The sequence below is a fragment of the Streptomyces sp. NPDC059371 genome (assembly GCF_042751995.1).
Taxonomy (GTDB): Bacteria; Actinomycetota; Actinomycetes; order Streptomycetales; family Streptomycetaceae; genus Streptomyces.
Genome location: NZ_JBHYXD010000013.1, coordinates 115,934 through 138,964 on the forward strand (window position 1 = coordinate 115,934; position 23,031 = coordinate 138,964).

At 71.4% G+C, this 23,031-nt stretch carries 18 protein-coding genes and 2 pseudogenes; 9 read left to right on the forward strand and 11 right to left on the reverse strand.

The features are described from left to right. The first annotated feature begins 704 nt into the window (after positions 1–704). Entirely contained in the window at positions 705–2,831 is a 2,127-nt protein-coding gene (locus tag ACFXGX_RS10700) for a ricin-type beta-trefoil lectin domain protein (RefSeq protein ID WP_384787793.1), read from the forward strand. Positions 2,832–2,897: 66 nt separating this feature from the next. Here ACFXGX_RS10700 and ACFXGX_RS10705 read toward each other — a convergent pair whose 3' ends face one another. The 3 genes from ACFXGX_RS10705 to ACFXGX_RS10715 form a co-directional block, all read right to left on the reverse strand. Continuing rightward, complete coding sequence (locus ACFXGX_RS10705) at positions 2,898–4,154, reverse strand: hypothetical protein (RefSeq protein ID WP_384787796.1); 1,257 nt, start codon at positions 4,152–4,154, stop codon at positions 2,898–2,900. A 226-nt stretch (positions 4,155–4,380) separates the two neighbouring features. Further along, positions 4,381–5,142, reverse strand: coding sequence for a DUF4232 domain-containing protein (locus ACFXGX_RS10710; RefSeq protein WP_384787799.1), 762 nt, complete (start codon positions 5,140–5,142; stop codon positions 4,381–4,383). A 143-nt stretch (positions 5,143–5,285) separates the two neighbouring features. Then, positions 5,286–6,698, reverse strand: a complete 1,413-nt coding sequence (locus ACFXGX_RS10715; protein ID WP_384787802.1) for a serine/threonine-protein kinase — start codon at positions 6,696–6,698, stop codon at positions 5,286–5,288. A gap of 46 nt (positions 6,699–6,744) precedes the next feature. Between ACFXGX_RS10715 and ACFXGX_RS10720 the strand changes: the two genes are divergently transcribed. Further along, positions 6,745–7,287, forward strand: coding sequence for an RNA polymerase sigma factor (locus tag ACFXGX_RS10720; protein WP_384787805.1), 543 nt, complete (start codon positions 6,745–6,747; stop codon positions 7,285–7,287). A gap of 58 nt (positions 7,288–7,345) precedes the next feature. Here the strand turns inward: ACFXGX_RS10720 and ACFXGX_RS10725 are convergent, their stop codons facing one another. Together ACFXGX_RS10725 and ACFXGX_RS10730 are read right to left on the reverse strand one after the other, a co-directional pair. Next, positions 7,346–8,695, reverse strand: a complete 1,350-nt coding sequence (locus ACFXGX_RS10725; protein WP_384787808.1) for a jacalin-like lectin — start codon at positions 8,693–8,695, stop codon at positions 7,346–7,348. Between the two features lie 29 nt (positions 8,696–8,724). Continuing rightward, on the reverse strand, positions 8,725–10,104 hold the full coding sequence (locus tag ACFXGX_RS10730) for a glycoside hydrolase family 43 protein (RefSeq protein ID WP_384787811.1): 1,380 nt from the start codon (positions 10,102–10,104) through the stop codon (positions 8,725–8,727). 236 nt (positions 10,105–10,340) lie between these two features. Between ACFXGX_RS10730 and ACFXGX_RS10735 the strand changes: the two genes are divergently transcribed. Next, the gene (locus ACFXGX_RS10735) at positions 10,341–10,832 is read left to right on the forward strand and encodes a hypothetical protein (protein ID WP_384787814.1); all 492 of its coding nucleotides are present in this window, start codon (positions 10,341–10,343) and stop codon (positions 10,830–10,832) included. Positions 10,833–10,958: 126 nt separating this feature from the next. Here the strand turns inward: ACFXGX_RS10735 and ACFXGX_RS10740 are convergent, their stop codons facing one another. Next, the gene (locus ACFXGX_RS10740; RefSeq protein ID WP_103547697.1) at positions 10,959–11,174 is read right to left on the reverse strand and encodes a dodecin; all 216 of its coding nucleotides are present in this window, start codon (positions 11,172–11,174) and stop codon (positions 10,959–10,961) included. 323 nt (positions 11,175–11,497) lie between these two features. On the opposite strand from ACFXGX_RS10740, the gene ACFXGX_RS10745 reads away from it, so the two are divergent. Next, positions 11,498–12,268 (forward strand): cobalt-precorrin-6A reductase, encoded by a 771-nt coding sequence (locus ACFXGX_RS10745; RefSeq protein WP_384787817.1) that lies wholly within the window; start codon positions 11,498–11,500, stop codon positions 12,266–12,268. Positions 12,269–12,657: 389 nt separating this feature from the next. Here the strand turns inward: ACFXGX_RS10745 and ACFXGX_RS10750 are convergent, their stop codons facing one another. The 5 genes and pseudogenes from ACFXGX_RS10750 to egtA all read right to left on the reverse strand — a co-directional run. Then, positions 12,658–13,326 (reverse strand): precorrin-8X methylmutase, encoded by a 669-nt coding sequence (locus ACFXGX_RS10750; RefSeq protein WP_384787880.1) that lies wholly within the window; start codon positions 13,324–13,326, stop codon positions 12,658–12,660. Positions 13,327–13,487: 161 nt separating this feature from the next. Continuing rightward, a complete protein-coding gene (egtD, locus tag ACFXGX_RS10755; protein ID WP_384787821.1) occupies positions 13,488–14,462 on the reverse strand; it encodes an L-histidine N(alpha)-methyltransferase in 975 nt (324 codons plus the stop codon). Further along, complete coding sequence (egtC, locus tag ACFXGX_RS10760) at positions 14,459–15,250, reverse strand: ergothioneine biosynthesis protein EgtC (protein WP_384787824.1); 792 nt, start codon at positions 15,248–15,250, stop codon at positions 14,459–14,461. Before egtC ends, egtD begins: the two co-directional genes overlap by 4 nt. Next, a complete protein-coding gene (egtB, locus tag ACFXGX_RS10765) occupies positions 15,250–16,596 on the reverse strand; it encodes an ergothioneine biosynthesis protein EgtB (RefSeq protein WP_384787883.1) in 1,347 nt (448 codons plus the stop codon). The genes egtC and egtB overlap by 1 nt, the downstream gene beginning before the upstream one ends. Before the next feature lie 108 nt (positions 16,597–16,704). Continuing rightward, positions 16,705–17,958: pseudogene (gene egtA / locus ACFXGX_RS10770) on the reverse strand (ergothioneine biosynthesis glutamate--cysteine ligase EgtA); the annotation flags it as partial. Positions 17,959–18,187: 229 nt separating this feature from the next. Between egtA and ACFXGX_RS10775 the strand changes: the two are divergent. The 5 genes and pseudogenes from ACFXGX_RS10775 (at position 18,188) to ACFXGX_RS10795 (ending at position 22,993) form a co-directional block, all read left to right on the forward strand. Then, positions 18,188–19,021, forward strand: a complete 834-nt coding sequence (locus ACFXGX_RS10775) for a TIGR02452 family protein (RefSeq protein WP_384787827.1) — start codon at positions 18,188–18,190, stop codon at positions 19,019–19,021. Between the two features lie 266 nt (positions 19,022–19,287). Beyond that, positions 19,288–19,686 (forward strand): annotated as a pseudogene (gene ruvX / locus ACFXGX_RS10780) (Holliday junction resolvase RuvX); the annotation flags it as partial. Between the two features lie 123 nt (positions 19,687–19,809). Next, positions 19,810–21,765 (forward strand): endolytic transglycosylase MltG, encoded by a 1,956-nt coding sequence (gene mltG / locus ACFXGX_RS10785; protein ID WP_384787830.1) that lies wholly within the window; start codon positions 19,810–19,812, stop codon positions 21,763–21,765. Further along, a complete protein-coding gene (locus ACFXGX_RS10790) occupies positions 21,746–22,594 on the forward strand; it encodes a shikimate dehydrogenase (protein WP_384787833.1) in 849 nt (282 codons plus the stop codon). The genes mltG and ACFXGX_RS10790 overlap by 20 nt, the downstream gene beginning before the upstream one ends. 42 nt (positions 22,595–22,636) lie before the next feature. Next, positions 22,637–22,993, forward strand: a complete 357-nt coding sequence (locus ACFXGX_RS10795; protein WP_384787835.1) for a hypothetical protein — start codon at positions 22,637–22,639, stop codon at positions 22,991–22,993. Positions 22,994–23,031 lie beyond the last annotated feature (38 nt).

The window sequence follows — 23,031 nt, forward strand, 5'->3', positions numbered from 1 at the left end:
AGAGACAGCCCTTGGCCAGCTGCTCGTTGCCGACCGCGGCGCCGCCGCCTTCGTTGACGAACGAGGAGACGTCGTCGCTGCGCTTGTCACGGTTGGCGGTCATGCCGACCAGGAATTACGTGCGGAATGACGCTCGGATGAGCGCGTGAGAGCGCTCCCATTGCGGAGACTTCGGACGGAAGGGAGACCCGCGGGGTTTCCGAATTTCTTTTGGCGGAGCCCGGCTGACATTTGGTCAATATTCTCGGCCGGGCGGTATTAGGAGAAAATCCGGGATCGCTTGTTCCGGCTCGCCGCCCTGTGCAAAGGTGGGCGTTGTCGGCGTGCAGACAATAGTGGCTTCGTTCTGCACGCGTGCGGCGCGCCCGCTCCCTCTCGCCCGAAAGTGCTGCCGGAGGTGGTCGTTCGCGACGCCGGCCCCCATGGGCAGGCCCTCCGGTTACGACGGGCGGCCGACATACCCATTGGTATGGACTATTTGCCGCGCTGCCTTTGGAAGGAAAGCGGACGTGAATGACGGAACGCTGTCTCATTCGTCTGACCCCGACCGTGTGTTCGAGGTGTCGGATGAACGGCTCGCTGCCGAGCTGAAGAGGCAGGGTGGCGCAACCGCGAACTATCCGGTAGGGGAACTCCTGGACCGCCACTGGGAGGCGGTGTTCTCTTACGCGCGGCTGTGCACCGGCGGTGTACGTCCCGCCGGAATGCTCACCACAGCGTCATTCACGCGTCTGTTCGGGGATTCGCTGCACCAGGGCGGACCGAGCGCCGCCTGGCGCCCCCAGTTGCTCGTCACCGTCCGCCGCATAGCCGCCGAGTGGCTGACGGACCCGCGACGCGAACTGCTCGATCCCGGGCTCCTGGCCGAAGCGGACCGCGCGGACCGGGCGGCGGCACGGCTGCTTCCCCCGGAGAACAGGCGCCTGATCTCCCGGGCGTTCCAGCGGCTGCCCGAGCCGGCCCGCTGCCTGCTGTGGCACGGGGAGGTGGAAGCCGAGCAACCGGAGGTCCCCGCGGCCCTGTTGGGCATCTTCCCCGAGGACGCGGTCACCGAACTGGAGCGGGCCAGGGAGCGTCTGCGTCAGGGCTGTCTGGAGATCCACCACGAACTCGCCCCCAGCCAGGAGTGCCGCCGCTACCACCGCATGCTCGACGTCTCCTTCCGGCGCGGCGGTGCGGTCCTCGATCCCGACCTGCGCAGCCACATGGACGCGTGCGGCCACTGCCGTTACGCGGCCGACCAGTTGAGCCAGTTCAACGGCGAACTCGCCGTCCCGCTCGCCGAGGCGGTGCTCGGCTGGGGCGCGCACGCCTATGTGGCCTCCCGGCAGGCGCGGGCCGCCGCGACCGCGGACGCGGCCCAGGACCCGCACGGTGACCGGGCCGTCGGCGACGCTGCCCCTGCCGCCGACGCAGGCGCGGCCCACGCCGGGGGAGCGCCGGGTGCCGACGGCGGCCCGGCCATCGGGAGCGCCCCCATCGTCGAGTTCCTGCCCGACGCCGACGGCGTACGTCCCCCGGGCCTTCCCCCGCGCACCCCGCCGGACGCCCATCAGTTCGCCGGCACCCCGCCCACTGGCCCCGAAGCGGCCGCGCCGGGGCCGGCCTCGCGGTCCGGACAGGGTGCCTCCGCTCCCGTCGGGGACGAGCGGCCCCTCCGCCGCCAGGGCGACCGGTCCTCCAGCCGTCGGGACGACCGGCCCTCCCGTCGCCGGGGCGCATCCCGGTCCGGTGCCGGGACCCGCTCCGCCGGCTCCGCGGGAGGCGGCGGAACTCGCTCCTCCGGCTCCGTGGCGGGCGCCGGTACCGGCTCTTCCGGCTCCGCGGCGGGTGCCGGTACCGATTCCTCCGGCTCCGCGCTGGGTGCCGGAACCCGGGCCTCTCGCAGAGCCGCCGAGCGCAGGGGGGCCAGGCGCTCGCCGGGACGCCGCAATGTCACCGTCGCCGTGCTGACCCTCAGCGCGCTGATCATGGTCCCGCTGGTCCTGTGGGTGTCCGACAACGATGCCGACGACCGTCACGACACGGCCGACGGCGGCCGCTCCGCCGACGCGCCGAGCCGCAGCACCGACCCGTCGTGGGCCCGGACCGGGGAGAAGAAGGACGGCACCGTGCGCGGCCGGCTGCGCAACGCCGCGACGGGCCGGTGCGTCGGCTTCCCCGGGACGGCACCGGCGAGCGGTGCCGAGGCCCGGCTCATCCCGTGCTCCTCGGAGTCGGCGACGGAATGGTCGTACGGGTCGGACGGGCTCCTGCGCGACGCGGTCCACCCCGGTCTCTGCCTGGACTCGCACCTGAGCTACTCCGTCCAACTGGCCCCCTGTACGGACTCGTCGCAGCCCGGGGCGAAGAACGTCCGCTACGACCTCACCCTCCAGGGCCTGCTCGTGCCGCGCTGGAACCCGGATCTGGCGCTCGTCCCGGCGTCGGCCGAGGGGGAGTCGGCACTCGTCCTCAAACTCCGCGAGAACGAGCCGATCCAGCACTGGACGTTCGACACCTCGTCGCCCTCGCTCCAACTGGAGGTCGTCAACTGGGACTCCACGGACGGTGACGCGAAGGGCTCCGCCACAGGGAAGCCGCCCGCGTCCCCGACGGCATCCGCCGGCACCCGGACGCCCACCGCCACGACCGCGGCTCCCGGCCACGCCACGCCGTCCGCGGAGCCGTCCGACACCTCCTGCGCCTCGGTGTCCGGCTTCTGCCCGGAAGACGGGCTCAACGGCTCGCCCCGGGACGGCGGTTACGGTACGGACTCTGGCTCTGGCTCTGGCTTCGGTTCCGGCGGCTATGGATCGCTCGGCGGAGGGGGCCAGGGAAGCCGCCGGTGACGCGACGGGTTCCGGCGGTCTCCCGGGCGCGACGGGCTCCGGCGGTCCCCGTCCCAAGGCCGTTCGTCAGGATGTCGCGGTGCCGGAGGAAGCGGTGGCCGAGCCCGTCGAACCGGCCGTTCCCAGGAACTCGTCCCAGCCGCCGAGCGGCGACTGCCCCGGGTCGAGTGTGCGCAACTTCCGCAGGGCCGCGGGATCCTGGGCCTCCAGCCAGGTGACGAGCTGACGGAAGGAGACCATGCGGACGTCGTCGTGGGCCGCCATCCGGGAGAGTGCCTCCTCGACGGCGTCCATGTAGATGCCGCCGTTCCAGCGCTCGAAGTGGTTGCCGATGAAGAGCGGGGCCCTGTTGCTCTCGTAGGCGCGCCGGAAGCCGCCGAGGTAGCTGTCGCGGGCCTGGACGCGCCAGGCGTCGTACCGGGTGCGGTCCCCGAGCGGATTGGCACCGGACTGATTGGCCATCAGGTTGTAGTCCATCGACAGGACTTGGAAGGAGTGGCCGGGAAACGGGATGGACTGGAGCGGAAAGTCCCAGATCTTGCCGTCCCGCACCTTGGCGGGCCACATCTGGAGTCCGCCGGGCGAACTGGCGTCGTACTTCCAGCCCAGCGCGGCGGCGGTCGGCAGCAGATTCGCCTGACCCTCCAGACAGGGAGTGCGGCCGCCGGTCAGCTCCTTCTCGTAGTCGAACGGGAGCGGTTCCAGGTCGGTGAAGCCGGTGTTGGTCCGCCACTCGGTGACGAACTTCTTCGCCTGCGCTATCTCGCTGCGCCACTCGGCGGGCGACCAGCGGCGGACCCCGTCCGTGCCGCAGAAGTGACCGTTGAAGTGGGTGCCGATCTCGTGCCCCTCCAGCCAGGCCGCGCGTATCTGCTGGAGGGTCGCGTGGATGTGCCGGTCGGAGAGATAGCCGATGGCGGAGGCGCCGACGGGGTGCTGCGGCGGGTGGTACAGGTGCTTCTTCGACTCCGGAAGGGTGTAGATGCCGCTGAGGAAGAACGTCATCGACGCCCCGTGGTCGGCGGCGACCTTGCGGAACCGGGAGAACAGCCTGTTGCTCAGTTCGCCCGCGCCGTCCCAGGAGAAGACGACGAACTGAGGGGGCCGTTCGCCGGGCTTCAGCCGCTTCGCCTTCGGCTGCCGGGGCTGGGCTCCGGTGTCCGCCGTGGACCCGTCGCCGATCAGCTTGACCGGCCGGAGCCGCGCCGGGCCGTCGCCCCCGCTTCCCACGGACCAGTCCCTCGCCGAGCAGGCCGACAGGGCTCCCAGCGCGCCCGCCGACGCCGTCGCGGCCAGCAGCCGCCTGCGTGAGACACCGCTCATCGCTCATCCCCCGATGTTCTTGGCACCGGCCCGGGTCCGGGGCCGGTGCCTTCGTCAGAACGACGCGCCTCTCGCGGGGTGCGTCAAACGGTGGGATGCGCGAAATTCCGGAAAGGGTCGCAGGAAGCGGGACACGTTGCCGTTCTGTGACAAATCCCGCTGCCCGAGGGGCGGTTGGTGGGCAGCGGGACGCCCCTGTCCGGCGCGGCGACGGCCGGGCGTACGGTCAGGGGGCGCTCCCGGGACGGACGACCGTCAGGAAGACCGAGGACGCGTTGCCGGACACCGGCACCTTGCCCTGGGTCCACGTCACGGTCAGCGGGTCCCGCTCGTCCGGCGGTGTGACGATCAGCGCGGTGGGAGTCGCCGTGTTCGCCCCGCTGATCTCCGGGTTGGAGAAGGTCAGTCCGGACCACGCGCTGTGCCCGGGGGCCAGCACGATCGTCGTGGGCGTGCCCGAGGACCGCCGCGGGTCGGGCCCGAGCTGCTTGCCGGACGCGTCGACGAAGGCCGCGCCGGGGTAGCCGCGCACGGTGCAGGCGCGCTTGGACGTGTTCGTCAGGACGATCGGGAAGTTCTCCTGGCCCGCTCCGGGGTCGTTGCGGCCGACGGAGGCGCGCAGCTCCGAGGTGTGGCAGCGCCCGCCGCCCGCGGCGCTCCCCGCGGAGGCCGAGGCGGACCCGCTCCCCGTCCCTGTGCCTGTCCCGGTTCCCGTCTTCCCCGACGGGGCGCTGGCGGCCGGGTCGGCCGCCTCGCTGGAACCCGCCGTCGTGCTCGTGCTCGTGCTCGTGCCGCCGGACGCCGGTCCGGCCGTGCCGGGAAGGGTCTTCGGCGAGCCCTGCGGGGTGCCGTTGCCGCAGGCGGTCAGCAGGCTCAGCAGGGCGACACCCGCGAGCAGCGCGGCCCGCCGGGCCCCGGGTGTCGCGCGGTGCGCGGACCCCGTGCCGGTCCGGTCCGTGTCCGCCGCCGGTTGCGGGAAGGTCGACATGTCACCACTCCTTGCGAATCTCCGTACGAGCTCATGGCACATGCGCGAGGCGCGTCGCGCCCCGTCATTCCTCTTGGATGCGCCCGTGGACCGAAAAGTTCGCGGGATCGCCGACGGGTTCCGGCGGGACCGCCCGCCCAGCATCAGGCCTTGAGGCGTACGGAGCCGATGACACCGTCGGCCGTGTCGTCGTCGCCGCTCTCCTGGCGGATCTGGACGTACACCTGGGGCCGGGTGCCGGTCCCCGTCGCGGTCAGCGCGGCCTCGGTGAGGCGGTCGTCCTCGCCGGGACAGCCGTCCCAGGTTCGTATCAGCCCGTGCCAGCGCGCGCCGGCATAGGCGTGGCTTCCGGTGTAGTGGCATCCCGGGTGCGTGATGGCGCGGACCGCGCCGGTCACGTCACCGTGTTCGCTCAGTCCGACGAAGGCCCCGTCGACACCGGCCCGGAGGTCCGGCCAGCGAGCCAGGCGGTTCGCGACGACGAGGCCGGGCTCCGTGCCGCCCTCGAGTCCCAGCGACCGCGGATTCCACCCCGAGTCGCGCACCTGCCCGCCCCAGGCGGCCGGTACCTCCACCGTGATCCGGCCCGTGCCGTCCTCGACCGCGAGGGTTCCCGCGGCGGGCCTGTGCTCCAGCAGTACGGCGCCGACGCCGACGGTGCAGGCCACGGCGACGCCGGTCACCGCGAGGATCGCGGTGCGCCGAGGTCGCACGGGCCGCCGGGGCCGCCGGTTCCGCCGGGACGCGGGGACACCTTCGTCCGCGGCCTCCCCGGCCAGCCGCTCGAGCTCCGAGGCGAAGGCCTCGGCGCTCGGCCAGCGCCGCTCCCGGTCGGGTTCCATGGCGCGCAGCAGCGCCCGTCCGACGTCCGGGCCGATGTCCGTACGGAGCCGGTCGGGGCGTTCGACCTTGCCCGGCGGACCCGGAACCGAACCGGTGACGAGGTGGTGGCCGAGTGCGCCCAGGCTGTACACGTCGGCCCGCGCGTCGATCCCGGATCCGGGCCGGGCCTGCTCAGGCGGGGCGTATCCGGCCGAGCCCGCCGCGATGGTGAGTCCGGAGGCCTGGGCCAGACTCTTGGCGAGCCCGAGGTCGGCCAGCAGCACCCGGTCGGCCCCGGCGGGTGTGGTGCGCAGGAGCACGTTGGACGGCTTGATGTCACGGTGCACGATCCCGGCCGCGTGCAGCGCGGCGGCGGCCCGCGCCGCCCGTGCCGTCAGGCGCAGCGCCTCGGCGACGGGCAGCGGTCCGGCCTCGATCCGGTCGGCGAGGGTGCCCCCGTCGGCGTACTCCATGACGAAGTAGGGTCTGCCGTCGGGGAGTTCACCGATGTCGTAGACCTGGACGACCCTGTTGGAGTCGGCCTTGCGCAGCAGCCGGGCCTCGGAGAGGAAGCGTTCCCTGATGTCCAGGCGGTCGACCCAGTTCTCGGTGAGCACCTTGACCGCGACGGCCGCGTCGAGAACGTCGTCGTGGGCGAGCCAGACCACGCCGAAACCGCCCGCGCCCAGGCGCCGTTCGAGGCGGTAACGGCCGATCCGCTCCAGCGAGTGCATACGACTATCATGCCTGGCCTCTGGTCGGCATCGAGGGGAGCGCCAGGTGGGCGACGCGGCGGAGACCGAGGAACTCGCGCGGCGGGCGGCGGCCGGGGACCGGGCGGCACTCGACGTCCTGCTGCGGCAGGTCCGGCCCGAGGTCGTCCGCCGGTGCGCGCGCTTTCTCCCCTGCCGTGAGGACGCCGAGGAGGCGGCCCAGGACGTCCTGCTCCAAGTCGCACGCAGGATAACGGCGTTCGAGGGGCGCAGCCGGTTCAGTACCTGGCTGTACACGGTGGTCGCCAACTGCGCCCGGCAGAAGTACCGCGAGCTGAAGCGGCGGGCCGCCGAGCGGCCGGAGGCCGTCGATGCCGCATGGTACGTCGATCCGCGGACGACGAGTGTCATCGCGGGTTCCAGGATCGACCTGCTGGAGGCGCTGGAGCGTGAACACCCGCATCTGGTGGCGCCGTTGGTCTACCGGGACATCTGTCAGCTCGAGTACGCGGAGGCCGCCGAGCGCGTCGGCGTTCCGCTCGGCACACTCAAGTCCCGTCTGCACGAGGCACGCAAGAAGGTCAGGCCGTGGCTGTCGGACGCTTCCTGACCCGTTTCCGCCGGGTTCAGGGAACCTGGCGGGAACGGGTCAGGCGCCTGCGGCCCGGTCAGCGCTGGGTGTAGATGAAGCCGATCTTGTCGACCTCGTCACCCGAGCGGCCGTGGAAGCCGGCGATCTGCCGGCCGCTCGGCGCGGTGCGGGTCACGCAGTCCGATGTCGTCGTGCCGCCGGCCAGGCTCCGGCCGAGGTTCGTGGTGAACTTCGCGTAGAAGATGCGGGTATGACCGTCCTTCACACCCTTGCAGAGCTGCGTTGAGGTGACGTACTCGCCGCTGCCGAGCGTCAGCGAGGCGGCGGTGCCGCCGGTGCCGCCGTGCGTCAACGTGGTGCCGTCGCTCAGGGTCAGCACCAGCCGGTCGACCCGTGAGCCGCTGCCGATGGACACCACGGACGCGCGGGCGCCGGCCGGCACCCGGACGATGTCGTTGAAGTGGTCGCCGTGCGGCCCGCCGAACTGGTCGCTGAGCTGGAAGCCGCTGGTGCGGGACCAGGTGAACGACGCGGTGATCGGGTCGTGGTCGGAGAGCATGAGGCCGTCGGAGGTCAGGAAGCGTGTGTGCTCGTTGTGGTAGCCCGTCGCGTTGAGTGCGACCGACTTGCTGCCGCGGTAGAGGATCTTGTCGACGACCTCGCAGGTGTCGGGGACGGTGGTGCCGCTCTGGTCGCAGACGAGGGCGTCGCTTCCCTTGGCCGGCGCGGTGCCGCCGCGGACGAGCTGTACCCAGGCGTCCGACAGTCCGTTGGCGGCGGCGAACTCCGCGATGGTGTCACCGGACCGGGTGTAGCGGGTGTTCGTGTCGCCCATGACGACGACGGCGTTGCCCGCGGAACGGCTGTTGATGAACGCGGTGAGCTGATTGAGGTTGTCGGCTCGGGAGGCGAGGTCGCCGTCACTGGTGCCCGCGTTCGTGTGCACGTTGTAGAAGTCGACGTAGACGCCGTCGGCGAGGCGTTCGCGCATGAAGGTGAAGCCCTTGGGCGTGAGGCAGTCGCCGGAGTCGAGCTGGCAGGAGTTCCAGCCGACCCGTTCGAAGTCGTCGGTGTCGTACGAGATCTTCGAAAGGGTGTTGAGGCCGCTGCCGATGCCCGCCCCGCCACTGGTGGGGGTGCGGTAGGCGTGCGCCGTGTCCGCCGCGTACAGGGCCGCGTGATAGTTGAAGTCCTCCTCGACGTGGACGATGTCGTAGGGGGCGATGAGTCCGCCGATCGCCGTGGTCGCGCTCTGGCGGGGTGTCGGCGCGCTGGAGATGCCTTCGGGCAGCCCGGCGACGTTGTAGCTGAGCACGCTGAAGGTGCCGGAGTCGGCGGCCGCGACGGGGGACGCGGCCGCGGTGAGTCCGCCGAGCGCGGCGGCTGCCGCGGCCGCACCGGCGAGAAGTCTGCGGAGAGGGGACATCGGGGGTGTCTCCAGGGGACGAAGGGACGTCAAGAACCGACCGAGAAGGTGGCGTCGGCCTTGTCGGTGGCGGTGGAGATCGGATCGATGCGCAGCACAAAGTTCGCGTGCCTGAGGTAACGGTCCGGGTAGTTGGAGGAGCGGAAGGATGACCACGACGTGTCGGCCAGGCCCGCCGTCCGGTGGAAGGTGGCGTCCTGCGCGAACGTCGTGGTCCCGTCGTCGACGTCGAGTGCCGTCTGGTAATTGCTGTGCCGCAGGTAGCGCGTCGGGTGGCTGACCGACCGGAACGAGACGCCGGCCGTGTCGGCGAGTCCGGGCACCAGCGTCCACTGCGCGTCCGCGTACGGGTCGAACGGGTACTCGTCGATCCGGCCGACGTAGTTGGAGTGCCGGACGTAACGCGTCGGATAGTTGTAGGACTTGAGCCGATTCCAGGCGGGGGCGCCCCACGTGGCGAGGAGGTTGGCGTACTCCGTCGTGGTGATCGGCTGGATGCTCGCGTGCTTGGAGTTCAGCGGCTGGGTGTACAGCCGCTGGTCGACCGCCGTCCAGGTGCCGCTCGCGAGATCGGCCGACTGCCAGGCGTAGAACACACCGTTGGGCGTGTACGTGTCTCCCCAGAGGTACCAAGTTCCCGTCGACCGGGACTTGATGAGGATCGGTGCCTCTGTGCCGCCGTGGGCGACCGGTGTGCTGAACACGGTGAAGCTGCCGGGGTTCAGGGACGCGGACCTGGCGCCCACCAGCGTCTGGTCCTTCTTGAAATAGAGGTAGTTCACCCCGCCGACGCCCACGGCCAGATCCCCGTCGATCACGTCATAGCCGGGGTCGAAGAAGACCTGTGCGGCCGACGCCGTCACGAAGTCGGTCGTGTAGTTGACCATGATGACGTTGTGGCCACTGGAATCGACCGCTGAGTAGATGATCCCGTACTGCCCCCGTCCCGCGTCCCAATAGGCCTCGGGTGCCCAGCTGTGGGTGGCCATGTCGTGCAGTCTCAGGCGCCGGTAGCCGCTGAAGGACCGCAGATCGGCGGAGTCCCAGACATGGATGTACTGGCTCTGCAGACTCCAGTCGGTGCCCTTGAGGTCGGTGGCGAGCACCGCGAACGTGCCGTCCTGTCTGCGCAGGATGAACGGATCGCGCAGGCCGCCGGTGCCGCCGGTCGGCGTCACGACGGGCTTGTTCTGGTTCAGCGGTGTCCACTGGAGCGAGTCGGGGCTGACGGCCAGATGCAGGCCGTAGTCCGCTCCGTCGCCGTTCGGGGACTCGGTGAAGTAGCCCATCACATAGGCGGTCGAGGCCGCGGCGCGGGCGGACGGGGCGCCGAGGGCGAAGACGGCGCCGAGGCCGGCCATCGCGCCCAGCGCGACCCGCCGGGAGGGCTGAAGGGGCCTGTCGTTCATGCCGGTCTCCTCGGTGGAGGGGCGGCAGTTGGGGTGTCCCTCCCCTTGACCGACGCCCTGTTCGACATACCGAATGCCGTGCGACATGCTGTGCGAGGCATTACGGTAGAGGCCTGCCCGTGATGTGAACAGGGCCTGAAGAGACAGAAGTTGAGCGTGCTTCACGTCTCTTCGCGGTCCCGGGGCACGGGGTTGTGGTCCGGCCGTTGTCGGAGCCGCTGTCTAGGCTGGTCCGCGTGAAGGAACAGAACAGCAGACCCCTCGCCGTGTTCGATCTGGACGGCACGCTCGCGGACACCGCGCACCGGCAGCGGTTCCTGGAGCGCGCGCCGCGGGACTGGGACGCGTTCTTCGCGGCGGCGTCCGAGGATCCGCCGCTCGCGGAGGGCGTCGCGCTGGCGCTGAGCAGCGCGCGGGAGTGCGAGGTGGTCTATCTGACCGGCCGCCCCGAGCGATGCCGGCGGGCGTCGGTGGAATGGCTGGCCGAGCACGGCCTGCCCGAGGGGCGCATCTGGATGCGGCGCAACGACGACCGCAGGCCCGCCCGCCGCACCAAGCTGGAGATCCTTCGCCGGCTGGCCCGTGACCGGGAGATCCGCGTCCTCGTCGACGACGACGAATTCGTGTGTGAGGAGGCGGAGCGGGCCGGCTTCACGGTCGTACGGGCACGGTGGGCGGCCGCGTCGGCGGCACTGAAGGACGCGCAGGAGCGGGAGGGGCGGACCTGAGGGCATCCCGGCGGGCGAGGCCCGGGAGGATTCCCGGGCGGGCGGGAGATTCCGAGAGCTTCCCCGCGGGCGGAGCTGAGGGGATTTACCGGCGGCCGGGGTGGACCCGTGGGGGCGCGGGTCGGGTCAGTCGGCGTCCTCCAGCCGGAAACCGAGCTTCAGCCCGACCTGGTAGTGCTCGATCCGCCCGTTCTCGATCTGCCCCCTGACCTGGGTGACCTCGAACCAGTCGAGGTTGCGCAGGGTCTGCGAGGCCCGGGTGACCCCATTGCGAATGGCCTGGTCGACGCCTTCGTGAGAGGTCCCGACGATCTCGGTGACCCGGTAGGTGTGCTCGGACATGCGACTGCTCCTCTCCGCCGTGGCGTGAGTGCCAGGCGTGATTCCACGGTGCCCCACCGGGTGGCGCTCCGCGAGACGGCGGGGGTGTGGAGGGTGACGTGGGGGCGGCCGGAGGAGGGTTCAGGCCTGGACCGGCGGGAGGGATGGTGCCGGCGTGAGGGCCGGTGCCGGCGCGACCGCTGGTGCCGGCACGAGCCGCACGGGCCGCTGCCGGGCCTGGCCGCCGGCCGATGTGTCGGGGTGAGACGGGTGTGTTTGAGTGTGGCGCGGCGACGGCCCGGCCTCTCCGCCCGCGCCACACTCTTCGGAAGGAACCGGACATCGTGCACGTACTGATCCTGGGTGGTACGACCGAGGCCCGTCGTCTCGCCGAGAGCCTGGCGGCGGGGACGCGGGCGGACCTCAGGGTGACGAGCTCGCTGGCCGGACGGGTGGGCGCGCCCCGGCTGCCGCCCGGCGAGGTGCGTGTGGGCGGGTTCGGCGGTGCGGAAGGCCTGGCGCGATGGCTGGGCGACCACGCGGTGGACGCCGTCGTGGACGCCACGCACCCCTTCGCCGGAACGATCAGCTCCAACGCGGCATCGGCCGCGGCCACCACGGGCGTTCCCCTGCTCGCCCTGAGGCGCCCCGGCTGGGTTCCGGTGGAGGGCGACGTCTGGCACGAGGCAGGTTCCCTGGAGGAGGCCGCCGGACTCCTGCCCTCACTGGGCCGCAGGGTGTTCCTCACGACGGGCCGACTGGGTCTGGCGGCCTTCGCGGCTCTGGAGGACCCGTGGTTCCTCGTACGCTCCGTGGACGCGCCGCAGGCCCCGGCCCCACCCCGCATGGAGGTGCTGCTGGACCGAGGCCCGTTCACGCTTGAGGGAGAACGGCAACTGCTCCGGCATCACGCCATCGACGTACTGGTGACGAAGGACAGCGGAGGCGAGGCCACGGCCCCGAAACTGACAGCGGCCCGGGAGGCGGGCCTGCCGGTGGTCGTGATCCGCAGACCACCGGTGCCGTCCGGGGTCCCGACCGTGGCGGACCCGGAGGCAGCCGCCGCCTGGATCACGGCACGGCTACGCCAGGGCACGACCCCGACCGAGCGCTGACACAGGACCCCCGACCTGACCGCAGCCGACTCGCCACCTCCGAGGATCGAGAAGAGCACCGCCCTGAGCGGGATCTGTTCATACAGGCATGACGACAACGAGTTCAACAGCTCCGCCTTCCGCGGAGACGCGGCTGGAACAGAACGAGCCCACGCCGCGGATCACACGCACGACACGACCCCCAGCCACACGAACAGCCACTCGCCCCCCAGCGTCAGTCTCAGATGATTCGAACCCTACGAAAACGCGACGCATCGGGGAAGAGTGATCAAGGCCATCTGTTCAGCAGGAGAGCAACCTCTGGTCAATGGCGTCACGCGCTTTCAATCAACCACCGCGCCAAGGCCAGTGCCGCAAGGTGACCTCGGCGGCGCGTGGGGCCCTCCCGGTTACTCCTGATCGCTCGCTATCGCGTTGATCGCGGCCGCCGCCATCGCGCTGCCGCCTCGGCGGCCCCGGACGATCAAGTGGTCCAGGGCGGAGGGGTGTTCGGTCAGGGCCGTCTTTGATTCCGCTGCGCCTACGAAGCCGACCGGGACGCCGATCACCGCGGCCGGGCGAGGTGCGCCCTCCTCCATCAGTTCCAGGAGGCGGAAGAGGGCCGTGGGGGCGTTGCCGACGGCCACCACGGCGCCGTCCAGGCGGTCGCGCCACAGTTCCAGGGCGGCCGCGCTGCGCGTGGTGCCCAGTTTCGCCGCCAGGGCCGGCACCGACGGGTCCGACAGCGTGCAGATCACCTCGTTGTCCGCGGGCAGGCGCTTGCGCGTGATGCCGCTCGCGACCATGGAGACGTCACAGAGGATGGGTGCGCCCGAACGCAGGGCTTCGCGGGCGCGGGCCACGACCTGGGGTGTGTACGCGAGATCGTCGACCAGGTCCACCATGCCGCAGGCGTGGATCATCCGGACCGCCACCTGGCTGACGTCGGCGGGCAGAGCCGCGAGGTCCGCTTCCGCGCGGATGGTGGCAAAGGACTCGCGGTAGATGGCCGCGCCGTCCTTCTCGTAGTCGAACACTGTCTTCTCGCTCACCGTTGACGTCGTTCCGGGCGCGAGCATACCGATCATGACCTGGACAGCGATTCCGTCGGGCCTGGTCAGGCTGGTCAGGTTGGTATGGGCGTCCGGTGCGTGACCAGGAGGCGGGGCGTGGGCCGGGGCGGTGGTCCCGGCCCACGCCCCGGCTCTCAGCCTCAGCCCCGTTCCGGGAAGGTGCGGCCCTACGCTGAGTTCTCCACCGCCTCGCTCAGCGACAGCGCGAACCGGCCCTCCGCGTCCGTCCACCAGTGGGACAGGCCGAAGCCCGCCGCGGCCAGTTCAGCGCGGACGCCGTCCTCGCGGAACTTCGCCGAGATCTCGGTGCGGATCTCCTCGCCTTCCGCGAGGTGGACCGCCAGATCCAGGGCCGGGACCTTCACGGTCTGGGTGGCGCGCGACCGCAGCCGCATCTCGATCCACTCGTTCTCGGGGTCCCAGAGCGCCACGTGCTCGAAGGCGCCGAGGTCGAAGTCGGCGCCGAGTTCGCGGTTGACGACGCTCAGCACGTTCTTGTTGAACGCGGCCGTGACCCCGGCCGCGTCGTCGTAGGCGGTGACGAGCACCGACGTGTCCTTGACCAGGTCGGTGCCGAGCAGCAGGGTGTCGCCGGGCGACAGCAGGGACCGTACGGACGCCAGGAACGTCGCGCGCTCGGCGGGCAGCAGATTGCCGATCGTGCCGCCGAGGAAGGCCACGAGCCGCGGCCCGGGGGTGTCCGGGAGCGCGAGACCGCCGGTGAAGTCGGCGATCATCGCGTGGACGTTCAGGCCGGGCCGCTCGGAGATCAGCGCGAGACCGGCCTGGGTGAGCGCGCTCTCGCTGACGTCCACGGGCACGTACGTGTGCAGGTCCGGCATCGCGTCCAGCAGATGGCGGGTCTTCTCCGAAGAACCCGAACCCAGCTCGACGAGCGTGCGCGCACCGCTCGCCGCGGCGATCTCGGCGGCCCGCGCCAGCAGGATCTCGCGTTCCGCGCGCGTCGGGTAGTACTCGGGGAGTTCGGTGATCTTCTCGAACAGCGCGCTGCCGTGGGCGTCGTAGAACCACTTCGGCGGCAGGGTCTTGGGCAGGTGTCCGAGGCCGAGCAGGACATCGGCGCGCAGTGCCGCGTCCGTGGCGTCCTCGGGAAGGGTGCGTGTCAGCAGGAACGGACTCACGTACGGGGCTCCTTGTGCTGTGCGGGTGCCATGTCGTCGCTCATGTCCTTGAGCGGGGTGAGCAGTACCTCGGTGCGGTTCGCGGTGAGAAGGGTGCGGTCGGGGACCTCCCGCCACAGCGGGTCGTCGTCGTAGGGCTCGGAGGCCACGACAGTGCGGCGGCCGGGCTCGGTCAGGTACCAGAGGGTGTCGCCCCAGGCGGTCGCGGTGATCGTCTCGCCGTTGGTGAGCAGCAGGTTGAGCCGCGATCCGGGGGCCGCCTCGGCGACCTCCAGGACGGTGTCGGCCAGCGCTTGGCCCTCCTCGTCACCGGCGCGCAGCCGGTGCAGGACCAGGGCCCACACGAACGCCGAGTCGCACCGGGCCTCCAGTGACAGCAACTCGGCCGGAGGCAGGCCCGAAACGAGGGGGGCGAGGCTGCCGGGCCAGCCGAGGACGGCGCCGTTGTGGCTGAACAGCCAGGGGCCCGCGGCGAACGGCGCCGCCGCGGCCTCCCCGTCCGCGCCCGCCACGGTCGCGTCCCGCACCGCGGCGAGCAGCGCCCGTGTCCCGATCACCCGGGCCAGGTCCGCGAACGACTGGTCGCCCCAGATCGGCCCCGTGCGCCGGTAGCGGGCCGGCACCGGGTCTCCCTCGGCGTACCAACCCACCCCGCACCCATCGGCGTTGACGGTCCCGTGCCGCTGGCGCCGGGGCGCCCACGACTGCCGGAACAGGCTGTGCTCCGGTGTCACGAGGAGCGCGCCGAGCCTCTCCTCGCCTCCCAGATAAGCCAGATGACGGCACATCAGGCGTCCCCGTCGCGGGCCGTGCGGAACCCGGAGAAGATCTGCCGCCGGATCGGATAGTCCCAGTTGCGGAACGTGCCCCGGCAGGCCACCTGGTCCACCGCGAACGAACCGCCGCGCAGCACCTTGTACTCCGGACCGAAGAACACCTCCGAGTACTCCCGGTAGGGGAACGCGACGAACCCGGGGTAGGGCTCCAGATCGCTCGACGTCCACTCCCACACATCGCCGATCAACTGCCGTACGCCGAGCGGCGAGGCGCCCGCCGGGTAGCTTCCCGCCGGGGCCGGGCGCAGATGCCGCTGGCCCAGGTTGGCGTGGACCGGCGAGGGGTCCTCGTCGCCCCACGGGTAGCGGGTGGAGCGGCCGGACACCGGGTCGTGGCGGGCCGCCTTCTCCCACTCGGCCTCGGTGGGCAGCCGCCGCCCCGCCCAGCGCGCGTACGCGTCGGCCTCGTACCAACTCACGTGCAGCACCGGCTCCTCGGGCGGTACGACCTCGGTCACCCCGAAGCGGCGCCGCAGCCACTGTCCGCCCTCGCGCCGCCAGAACAGCGGCGCCTCGATGTCATGGGCGCGGATGTGGTCCCAGCCGGCCGGGGTCCACCAGCGCTCGTCGCCGTAACCGACGTCCTCGATGAATGCCTGGTACGCGGCGTTCGTGACCGGAGTGGTGTCGATGAAGAACGACGGCACCGTGCGCCGGTGCGCGGGCCGCTCGTTGTCGAGCGCCCACGGTTCGGTGGAGGTGCCCATCACGAACGGGCCCCCGGGCACCAGGACTTCGGCGGGACCGGTGAACGGCGGGGCGGGCGCGGGGTCCGGCGCCGTGAGGGCGGCGGGTCCTCTGCGGAGCTGATGGGTGATCAGCATGGTCTCGTCGTGCTGCTGTTCGTGCTGCGCGATCATGCCGAACGCGAATCCGGACCGGGTCAGCCGGGTGCCCTCGAACGCGGCGTTCTCCAGGACGTCCAGCGCCCGGCCGCGCACCTCGGCCGCGTACGTACGGGCCTCGGCGGGCGGCAGCAGCGGCAGCGAGGGGCGTTCGGCGCGTGAGTGCTCGAACGCGTCGTAGATCCCGTCGATCTCGGGCCGCATCGCCTCACGCCCCGCGACCGCCCGCAGCAGCCACAGTTCCTCCTGGTTGCCGATGTGCGCGAGGTCCCAGACGAGCGGGGACATCAACGGCGAGTGCTGCGCGGTGAGATCTGGGTCCTCCACACAGGAGGTGAGCAGGGCGGTGCGGTCGCGGGCGGTGGTGAGCGCGTCCAGCGCGCGCTGCCGGAGCGACTCCGGATCCGTGCGCGGACCGGAGGCGGTCGTGTCGGAAGCGGTCGTGCCGGTCATGTGTTCAGGTCCTTCCCGTCGGACGGGCCCTTCCGGGGGCCGGTACGGGCGCCGCCCGTACCGGCCGTCGTGATGAGCCGAGGCCGCGCCGGCCAGGTCATCGGCGGGGCAGCGGCCCCGGGCCACATAGCGGTCGGTGAACTCGGCCACCGCGTCGAGCACCTCGGTGGTGGCACCGAGCCGGGGCAGTGCCTCGTACGCGGCCGCGAAACAGATCGCCGCGGCCTCGCGCAGCTCCGGATCGGCGAGGCCGAACCGCGCCGCGTCCTGCCACAGCGGGTTGCGCGGCGCCGGTGCGGGCCCGGCCCGCTCCGCGAGCGGCTTGACGGTCCGGTAGGCGGTCTCGGCGGCGTCCGGGTCGTCGAACAGCGCCGCCGTCACCGCGAGCGGCACGATCCAGCCGTCCTCACCCGGCTGCGCGTCGATCATGCGGAGCTCCAGATGGCCGCGCGGCCGTACCGGCGGGAACAGCGTGGTCATGTGGTACGCGAGGTCCTCCCGGTCCGGTGGCGCGGCGGACCGCGTCCAGTCCCGGAAGCTCAGGCCCCGAGGGACCTCCCAGGGCCCCTCGGAGGCCCGTACGCACATCACCGGCGCGTCCAGCACCCGCCGGGCCCAGGCCGCACGGGGGTCGCCGTCCAAGGGCGGCGCGTCGGTGCGTCCGGGGTCCATCGACGCCCAGAGCGACTGCCGGGTGGAACGCCAGCCCGTGTGCCGCCCGCGGGCCATCGGCGAGTGGGCGAACGCGGCCACCAGGACCGCGCCGAGCTGATGGGCCAGCCACCAGCGGCGCCCGTGCCCGAGCGGGCCCGGTTCCTCGTATCCGGCGTCCACGCACACCTGGACCGAGGCCGACGTGCACATCATGGCGCGGCCCTCGGGACCCGCGCGGTCGAGGTACCGCTCCATGGCGTCGTATCTGGGTTCATGGAGGTAGCGGCTCGGGGGGTTCCAGGGGTCCTGGCCGAAACCGCTGAGGCCGAGGCCCGCCTCGCGCAGGGCCGCGCGTACGGCGTCGAGGTCGGCCGAGACGGATCGCACGCACTCCATCAGGGAGGCGGCGGGTGCGGAGCTGAGCTCGAGCTGCCCACCGGGTTCGACGGTGAGCGCCGAACGCAGGGGCAGGGTCCGCACTGCGGCGTACGCCGCTTCGAGTCGTTCAGGGGGTATCGGGAGCCGCGGCGCGCGCAGCTCGTGGACGAGCCATTCCACCTCGACACCGAGGAGGCGGGGCGGACCGGTCTTGAAGCAGATGCCACGGACCAATGCCTCCACCTCGGCCTCGGTGACAGCGGAGCGTCGTCGCTCCGTACAGCCACTCACCGAATCGGACATGTCTGGATCCTCCTGAGATTCCACCATGCCGCCGGTCCTGGGCCTGGTGGGCCGGACCGGCAATGACTGTTCCACCCAAGACCTTCTCGGCGGTTCGCACAAGGGTGCAAATCATTTCTTTGGGGACCGGGAAGCACTGTTTGCGGGGCCGCGAAACTCTGTTGCGCCGCAGGACCAGCATCACTCACGATGCGTTCATGGGCACGACGGGGGAGCGCACGCAGGCCGCGCCCGTGGCGCGTACGGGGGTCGCGCCATGAGCGCGCGCCTGCGTGCGATCGCCCGGGAGACCGAGGAGATCGTGGTGGCCGGGGGCTACCGCGGTCCCTCCGGGGGCGCGGTGTCCATCGCCGCGGCGGTCGAGGCTGCGCGGGCCGGGACGGTGCTGCACGGACCGGAGCCGGTGGGGATACCGTCGGTGACGCCGGTCGTGACCTCGTTCGAGGTCACGGGCGAGAGCAGCCTGGAGGCGGCCCGCCGGCTGGTCTCCGGGGGCGGGGGCCCGGTCGCCGTGCTGAACTTCTCCTCGGCGCGCAACCCCGGCGGCGGTTATCTGAACGGCGCGCAGGCCCAGGAAGAGGCTCTCTGCCGGGCCTCCGCGCTGTACACCTGTCTGCTGCGGGCCCGCGGTTTCTACGATCATCACCGCGCCCACCGTGACGCGTTCTACACGGACCGTGTCATTCACTCGCCCGGCGTACCGGTGTTCCGGGACGACCGCGGCCGGCTCCTCGACGAACCGTTCCGGGCCGGTTTCCTGACCGCGGCGGCACCGAACGCCGGGGTCGTCCTGCGCACCGCCCCGGGGCGGGCGGCCGACCTGCCGGGCGCGCTGGCGGTCCGTGCCGAGCGCGTCCTGGAGACGGCCGCCGCCCACGGTTACCGCCGCCTGGTCCTCGGGGCCTGGGGCTGCGGGGTGTTCCAGAACGATCCCGCGCAGGTGGCGCGGGCCTTCCAGGGGGTGCTGGCCGGGGGCCGCCTCGAGGGGTACTTCGACCAGGTGGTGTTCGGCATCCTGGACCGGACACCGGGCGGGACGACTCGCGCGGCGTTCGAGCGGGTGTTCGCACCGGAACCGCGCCTGGCGTGAAGCCTCGTCCGGCATGAAGCCCGGGCCGGGCGTGAAGCCCCGCCGGCGTGAAGCCATTGCCTGGCGTGAGGCATCCGACCCGGCGTGAGGCATCCGCCCGGCATGGAGCCCCGCTGGACCTGAAGTCCGGGCCGGGCGTGAAGCCCTCGCCCGGCGTCGAGCCCCCGCCGGCGTTCCGCACGCCGCTCGCGGTCGCCGCCCGGTGCCGCGCAGTCGCGCCGCTCGGGCGTCCCTCGCAGCGGGGGGCGGGGGCCCCCCCGCCCCCCCCCGACGGGATCCTCGCGACACCGGTGGAGACGGTCCCGGGGCGCGACGTCCCGGCCGCCCACCGCCGGCTGCGGCAGCTCGTCGAGGAGTACGAGCCGATCGAGGTCGTCGTCGGGCTCCCTCGCTCCCTCAAGGGGGGCGAGGGCCCTGCCGCGGCCAAGGTCCGTGCCTTCACCCAGGAGCTCGCGGAAGGGATCGCTCCTGTTCCGGTACGGCTCGTGGATGAGAGGATGACCACCGTCACGGCCAGTCAGGGACTGCGCGCCTCGGGCGTGAAGTCGAAGAAGGGCAGGTCGGTCATCGACCAGGCGGCAGCCGTCGTGATCCTGCAGCAGGCCCTGGAATCCGAACGGGTGTCAGGCAAGTCGCCCGGCGAGGGCGTCGAAGTGGTCATGTGATCGCGATACGGTAACGTTCCGCCCGATGCGGTGGTGTTCGAACAGCCGTCGCACAGTAAAGAGGCGGACGGGAGCCGGGCCAGACGAGCCGGCCGCTGCCGGCTCGCGGCTCGTAGGGGATCGATGACTGAGTATGGCCGGGGCTCTGGCTCCGAACCGTGGAATCCGGAGGACCCGTTGTACGGGGACATCGGATGGGGCGGACAGGCCGCAGACGGCCAGTCCGCCTACGACGGCGGCCAGCCGCAGCACTATCCGCAGCAGCAGGGCGACTGGGGCCAGGGGCAGCAGTACCAGGGCCAGCAGCAGTACCCGGCGCAGGGCCAGCAGCAGTACCCCGGTCAGGGTCAGCAGCAGTATCAGGGGCAGCAATACCAGGGCCAGGGCCAGGGCCAGGGCCAGGGCCAGGGGCAGGGCCAGCAGCAGTACCAGGGCCAGGGCCAGGGCCAGCAGCAGTACCAGGGTCAGGGCCAGGGCCAGCAGCAGTACCCCGGTCAGGGTCAGCAGCAGTATCCGGGGCAGGGGCAGCAGTACCAGGGCCAGGGGCAGCAGCAGCAGTTCAACGGCCAGGGCCAGCAGCATCCGGGTCAGGGCCAGCAGCAGTACCAGGGTCAGCAGCAGTTCGACGGCCAGGGGCAGCAGCAGTATCCCGGCCAGGGTCAGCAGCAGTACGCGGACAGCGGCACCGGCGCGCAGCCCCAGGTGCCGTACACGGCCGATCCCGCCGACCCCTACGCGGGCCAGTACGCGGCCGAGCAGCCGGACTCCTACAACACCCCGGACGCCTATCCGCCGCCCGAGCCGCCGGCCCGGCGCCGTGCCGAGCCCGAACCCGAGCCGGACTGGGACCCGGGACCGGACCAGGGCGAGCACGCCTTCTTCGCCGGTGACGACGACGATGACGACGACTTCGACGAGGACGACGAACCGAAGAAGCGCCGGGGCCGCGGGGACCGCAAGGAGCAGCGCGGCGGCGGCAAGGAACGCGGTGGCAAAGGCAAGAAGCGCCGCAGCGGCTGTGCCTGCCTGGTGGTCGTCATGGTCTTCGGCGGCGGTCTCGCCGGAGCCGGGTATTTCGGATACCACTACTACCAGAATCGTTTCGGCGCGGCTCCCGACTTCGCCGGCGAGGGGGCGGGGCAGGTCCCCGTCGAGATCGGCAAGGGCGAGGGCGGTTATGTCATCGGCCAGAAGCTGAAGGCTGCCGGTGTCGTCAAGAGCGTGGACGCGTTCGTGTCCGCTCAGGCGGAGAATCCCAAGGGCAAGTCGATTCAGGCCGGCGCCTATCTTCTGCGCAAGGGAATGTCGGCCAAGAGCGCGGTCGAGTTGATGCTCGACCCCAAGAGCCAGAACAACGTGACCGTGCCTCCCGGTTTCCGCAATGCCCAGGTGTACACGAAGATCGACGAAAAACTCGGACTGCCCAAGGGCACGACGAGCGCCGTCGCGAAGAAGAAGTACAAGACCCTCGGGCTGCCGAGCTGGGCGAACACCAACAAGGACATAAAGGACCCTCTGGAGGGGTTCCTCTACCCGCTCACGTATCCCGCCGCCAAGGGCATGAAGCCCGAGGTCGTGCTGAAGGGCATGGTCGCGCAGGCCAACAAGAAGTACACGGCGATGGGGCTCGTGGCGAAGGCGAAGGCCCTCAAGCTCGACAACCCTCTTCAGGTGGTCACGGTCGCGAGCCTGGTCCAGGCCGAGGGCAAGACGCACGACGACTACCGCAAGATGGCCGAGGTCGTCTACAACCGCCTGAAGAGCACCAACACCGAGACCAACCAGAAGCTGCAGTTCGACTCGACCTTCAATTACCTGAAGGGTCAGAGCAAGATCAATATCAGCGAGTCCGAGATCAACAGCAATCCGGACCCGTACAACACGTATTACCACCGCGGTCTGCCGCCCGGTCCGATCGGCAATCCGGGTGACGACGCCTTCAGGGCGGTGTTCAACCCCACGAAGGACGGCTGGCTGTATTTCGTGGCGACCGACGGTCAGAACAACACGGAATTCGCCAAGACGCTGGCCCAGTTCGACAAGCTCAAGGAAAAATTCAATGCCAGCTCGGGCAACTGACGCTTCCCGGGCGGCCGTGCTCGGTTCACCGATCGCGCACTCCCTCTCGCCGGTGCTGCACCGCGCCGCGTACCGGGAACTGGGCCTCGGTGGGTGGACGTACGACCGCTTCGAGGTCGACGAGGCGGCGTTGCCCGCCTTCGTCGAGGGCCTCGGACCGGAGTGGGCAGGGCTGTCGCTGACGATGCCGCTCAAGCGGGCCGTGATGCCGCTGCTCGACGAGATCAGCGAGACGGCCGCCTCCGTCGAGGCGGTCAACACCGTCGTGTTCACCGAGGACGGGCGGCGCGTCGGCGACAACACCGACATCCCCGGGATGGTCGCGGCGCTGCGCGAGCGGGGGATCGAGCAGGTCGACTCGGCCGCCGTTCTCGGGGCCGGCGCCACCGCCTCCTCCGCGCTGGCCGCCCTCGCGCGGATCTGCACCGGCGAGGTCGTCGCGTACGTGCGGAGCCCGGAGCGGGCCGCCGAGATGCGGGAGTGGGGCGAGCGCCTCGGTATCGAGGTGCGTACCGAGGACTGGGCCGACGCCGAGCAGGCGCTGCGGGCGCCCCTGGTGATCGCCACGACTCCGGCCGGGACCACGGACGCGCTGGCAGCCGCCGTCCCCGGGAGCCCCGCGACCCTCTTCGACGTGCTGTACGACCCCTGGCCGACCGATCTCGCGGCGCGCTGGTCCGCGTACGGCGGAGCCGTGGTCGGCGGCCTCGACCTGCTCGTGCACCAGGCCGTGCTCCAGGTGGAGCAGATGACCGGGCGGCATCCGGCCCCCGTGGGCGCCATGAGAAAAGCGGGGGAACACGCGCTCGCTTCCCGTAATATCCGCTGAGGTCCGCAGGGAGCGGAGCGCGGGGTAGGGGGAGTCAGGTACATGACCAGCGTGTCCACCGGGGTGCCACTGGCGTCCGGCAAGGGTGAGATCTTCGAGCTCGTCCTGAAGTTCATGCCCGACTGGGTGCAGTTCACGGTGCTCGCGCTGATCGTGCTCGCCGTCCTCGGCTCGTGGATCCTGAAGCTCACGCGCAAGATCCGGTACTGGCGTGCCGTGCGGGCGGGTGTGCCCGTGCACGCCGCGGCGCAGTACGGACAGGGGCGCGGCGCCGACTACCTGGGCGCGTACGCCCCGCAGCAGAACCAGCCCGCGCAGACCCCGGCACCGGCCGGGCGGAGCGGTGCCGACTTCCTCGGCGGCTACGCGCCCGGGCAGGGGCAGGACGGGGCGCGCTGAACCCGCCGTCCGTGTCCGGCCGTCCCGCCTGATGGACC

Bases quoted from the DNA above. Each gene is read 5' to 3' on its own strand.
- ACFXGX_RS10740 (WP_103547697.1), bottom strand. From the start codon at position 11,174: ATGTCCGAGCACACCTACCGGGTCACCGAGATCGTCGGGACCTCTCAC.
- ACFXGX_RS10725 (WP_384787808.1), bottom strand. From the start codon at position 8,695: ATGTCCCCTCTCCGCAGACTTCTCGCCGGTGCGGCCGCGGCAGCCGCC.
- ACFXGX_RS10705 (WP_384787796.1), bottom strand. From the start codon at position 4,154: ATGAGCGGTGTCTCACGCAGGCGGCTGCTGGCCGCGACGGCGTCGGCG.
- ACFXGX_RS10710 (WP_384787799.1), bottom strand. From the start codon at position 5,142: ATGTCGACCTTCCCGCAACCGGCGGCGGACACGGACCGGACCGGCACG.
- ACFXGX_RS10715 (WP_384787802.1), bottom strand. From the start codon at position 6,698: ATGCACTCGCTGGAGCGGATCGGCCGTTACCGCCTCGAACGGCGCCTG.
- ACFXGX_RS10750 (WP_384787880.1), bottom strand. From the start codon at position 13,326: ATGCTCGCGCCCGGAACGACGTCAACGGTGAGCGAGAAGACAGTGTTC.
- ACFXGX_RS10730 (WP_384787811.1), bottom strand. From the start codon at position 10,104: ATGAACGACAGGCCCCTTCAGCCCTCCCGGCGGGTCGCGCTGGGCGCG.
- egtB (WP_384787883.1), bottom strand. From the start codon at position 16,596: ATGACCGGCACGACCGCTTCCGACACGACCGCCTCCGGTCCGCGCACG.
- ACFXGX_RS10700 (WP_384787793.1), top strand. From the start codon at position 705: ATGCTCACCACAGCGTCATTCACGCGTCTGTTCGGGGATTCGCTGCAC.
- ACFXGX_RS10775 (WP_384787827.1), top strand. From the start codon at position 18,188: ATGAGCGCGCGCCTGCGTGCGATCGCCCGGGAGACCGAGGAGATCGTG.
- egtC (WP_384787824.1), bottom strand. From the start codon at position 15,250: ATGTGCCGTCATCTGGCTTATCTGGGAGGCGAGGAGAGGCTCGGCGCG.
- ACFXGX_RS10790 (WP_384787833.1), top strand. From the start codon at position 21,746: ATGCCAGCTCGGGCAACTGACGCTTCCCGGGCGGCCGTGCTCGGTTCA.
- mltG (WP_384787830.1), top strand. From the start codon at position 19,810: ATGACTGAGTATGGCCGGGGCTCTGGCTCCGAACCGTGGAATCCGGAG.
- ACFXGX_RS10795 (WP_384787835.1), top strand. From the start codon at position 22,637: ATGACCAGCGTGTCCACCGGGGTGCCACTGGCGTCCGGCAAGGGTGAG.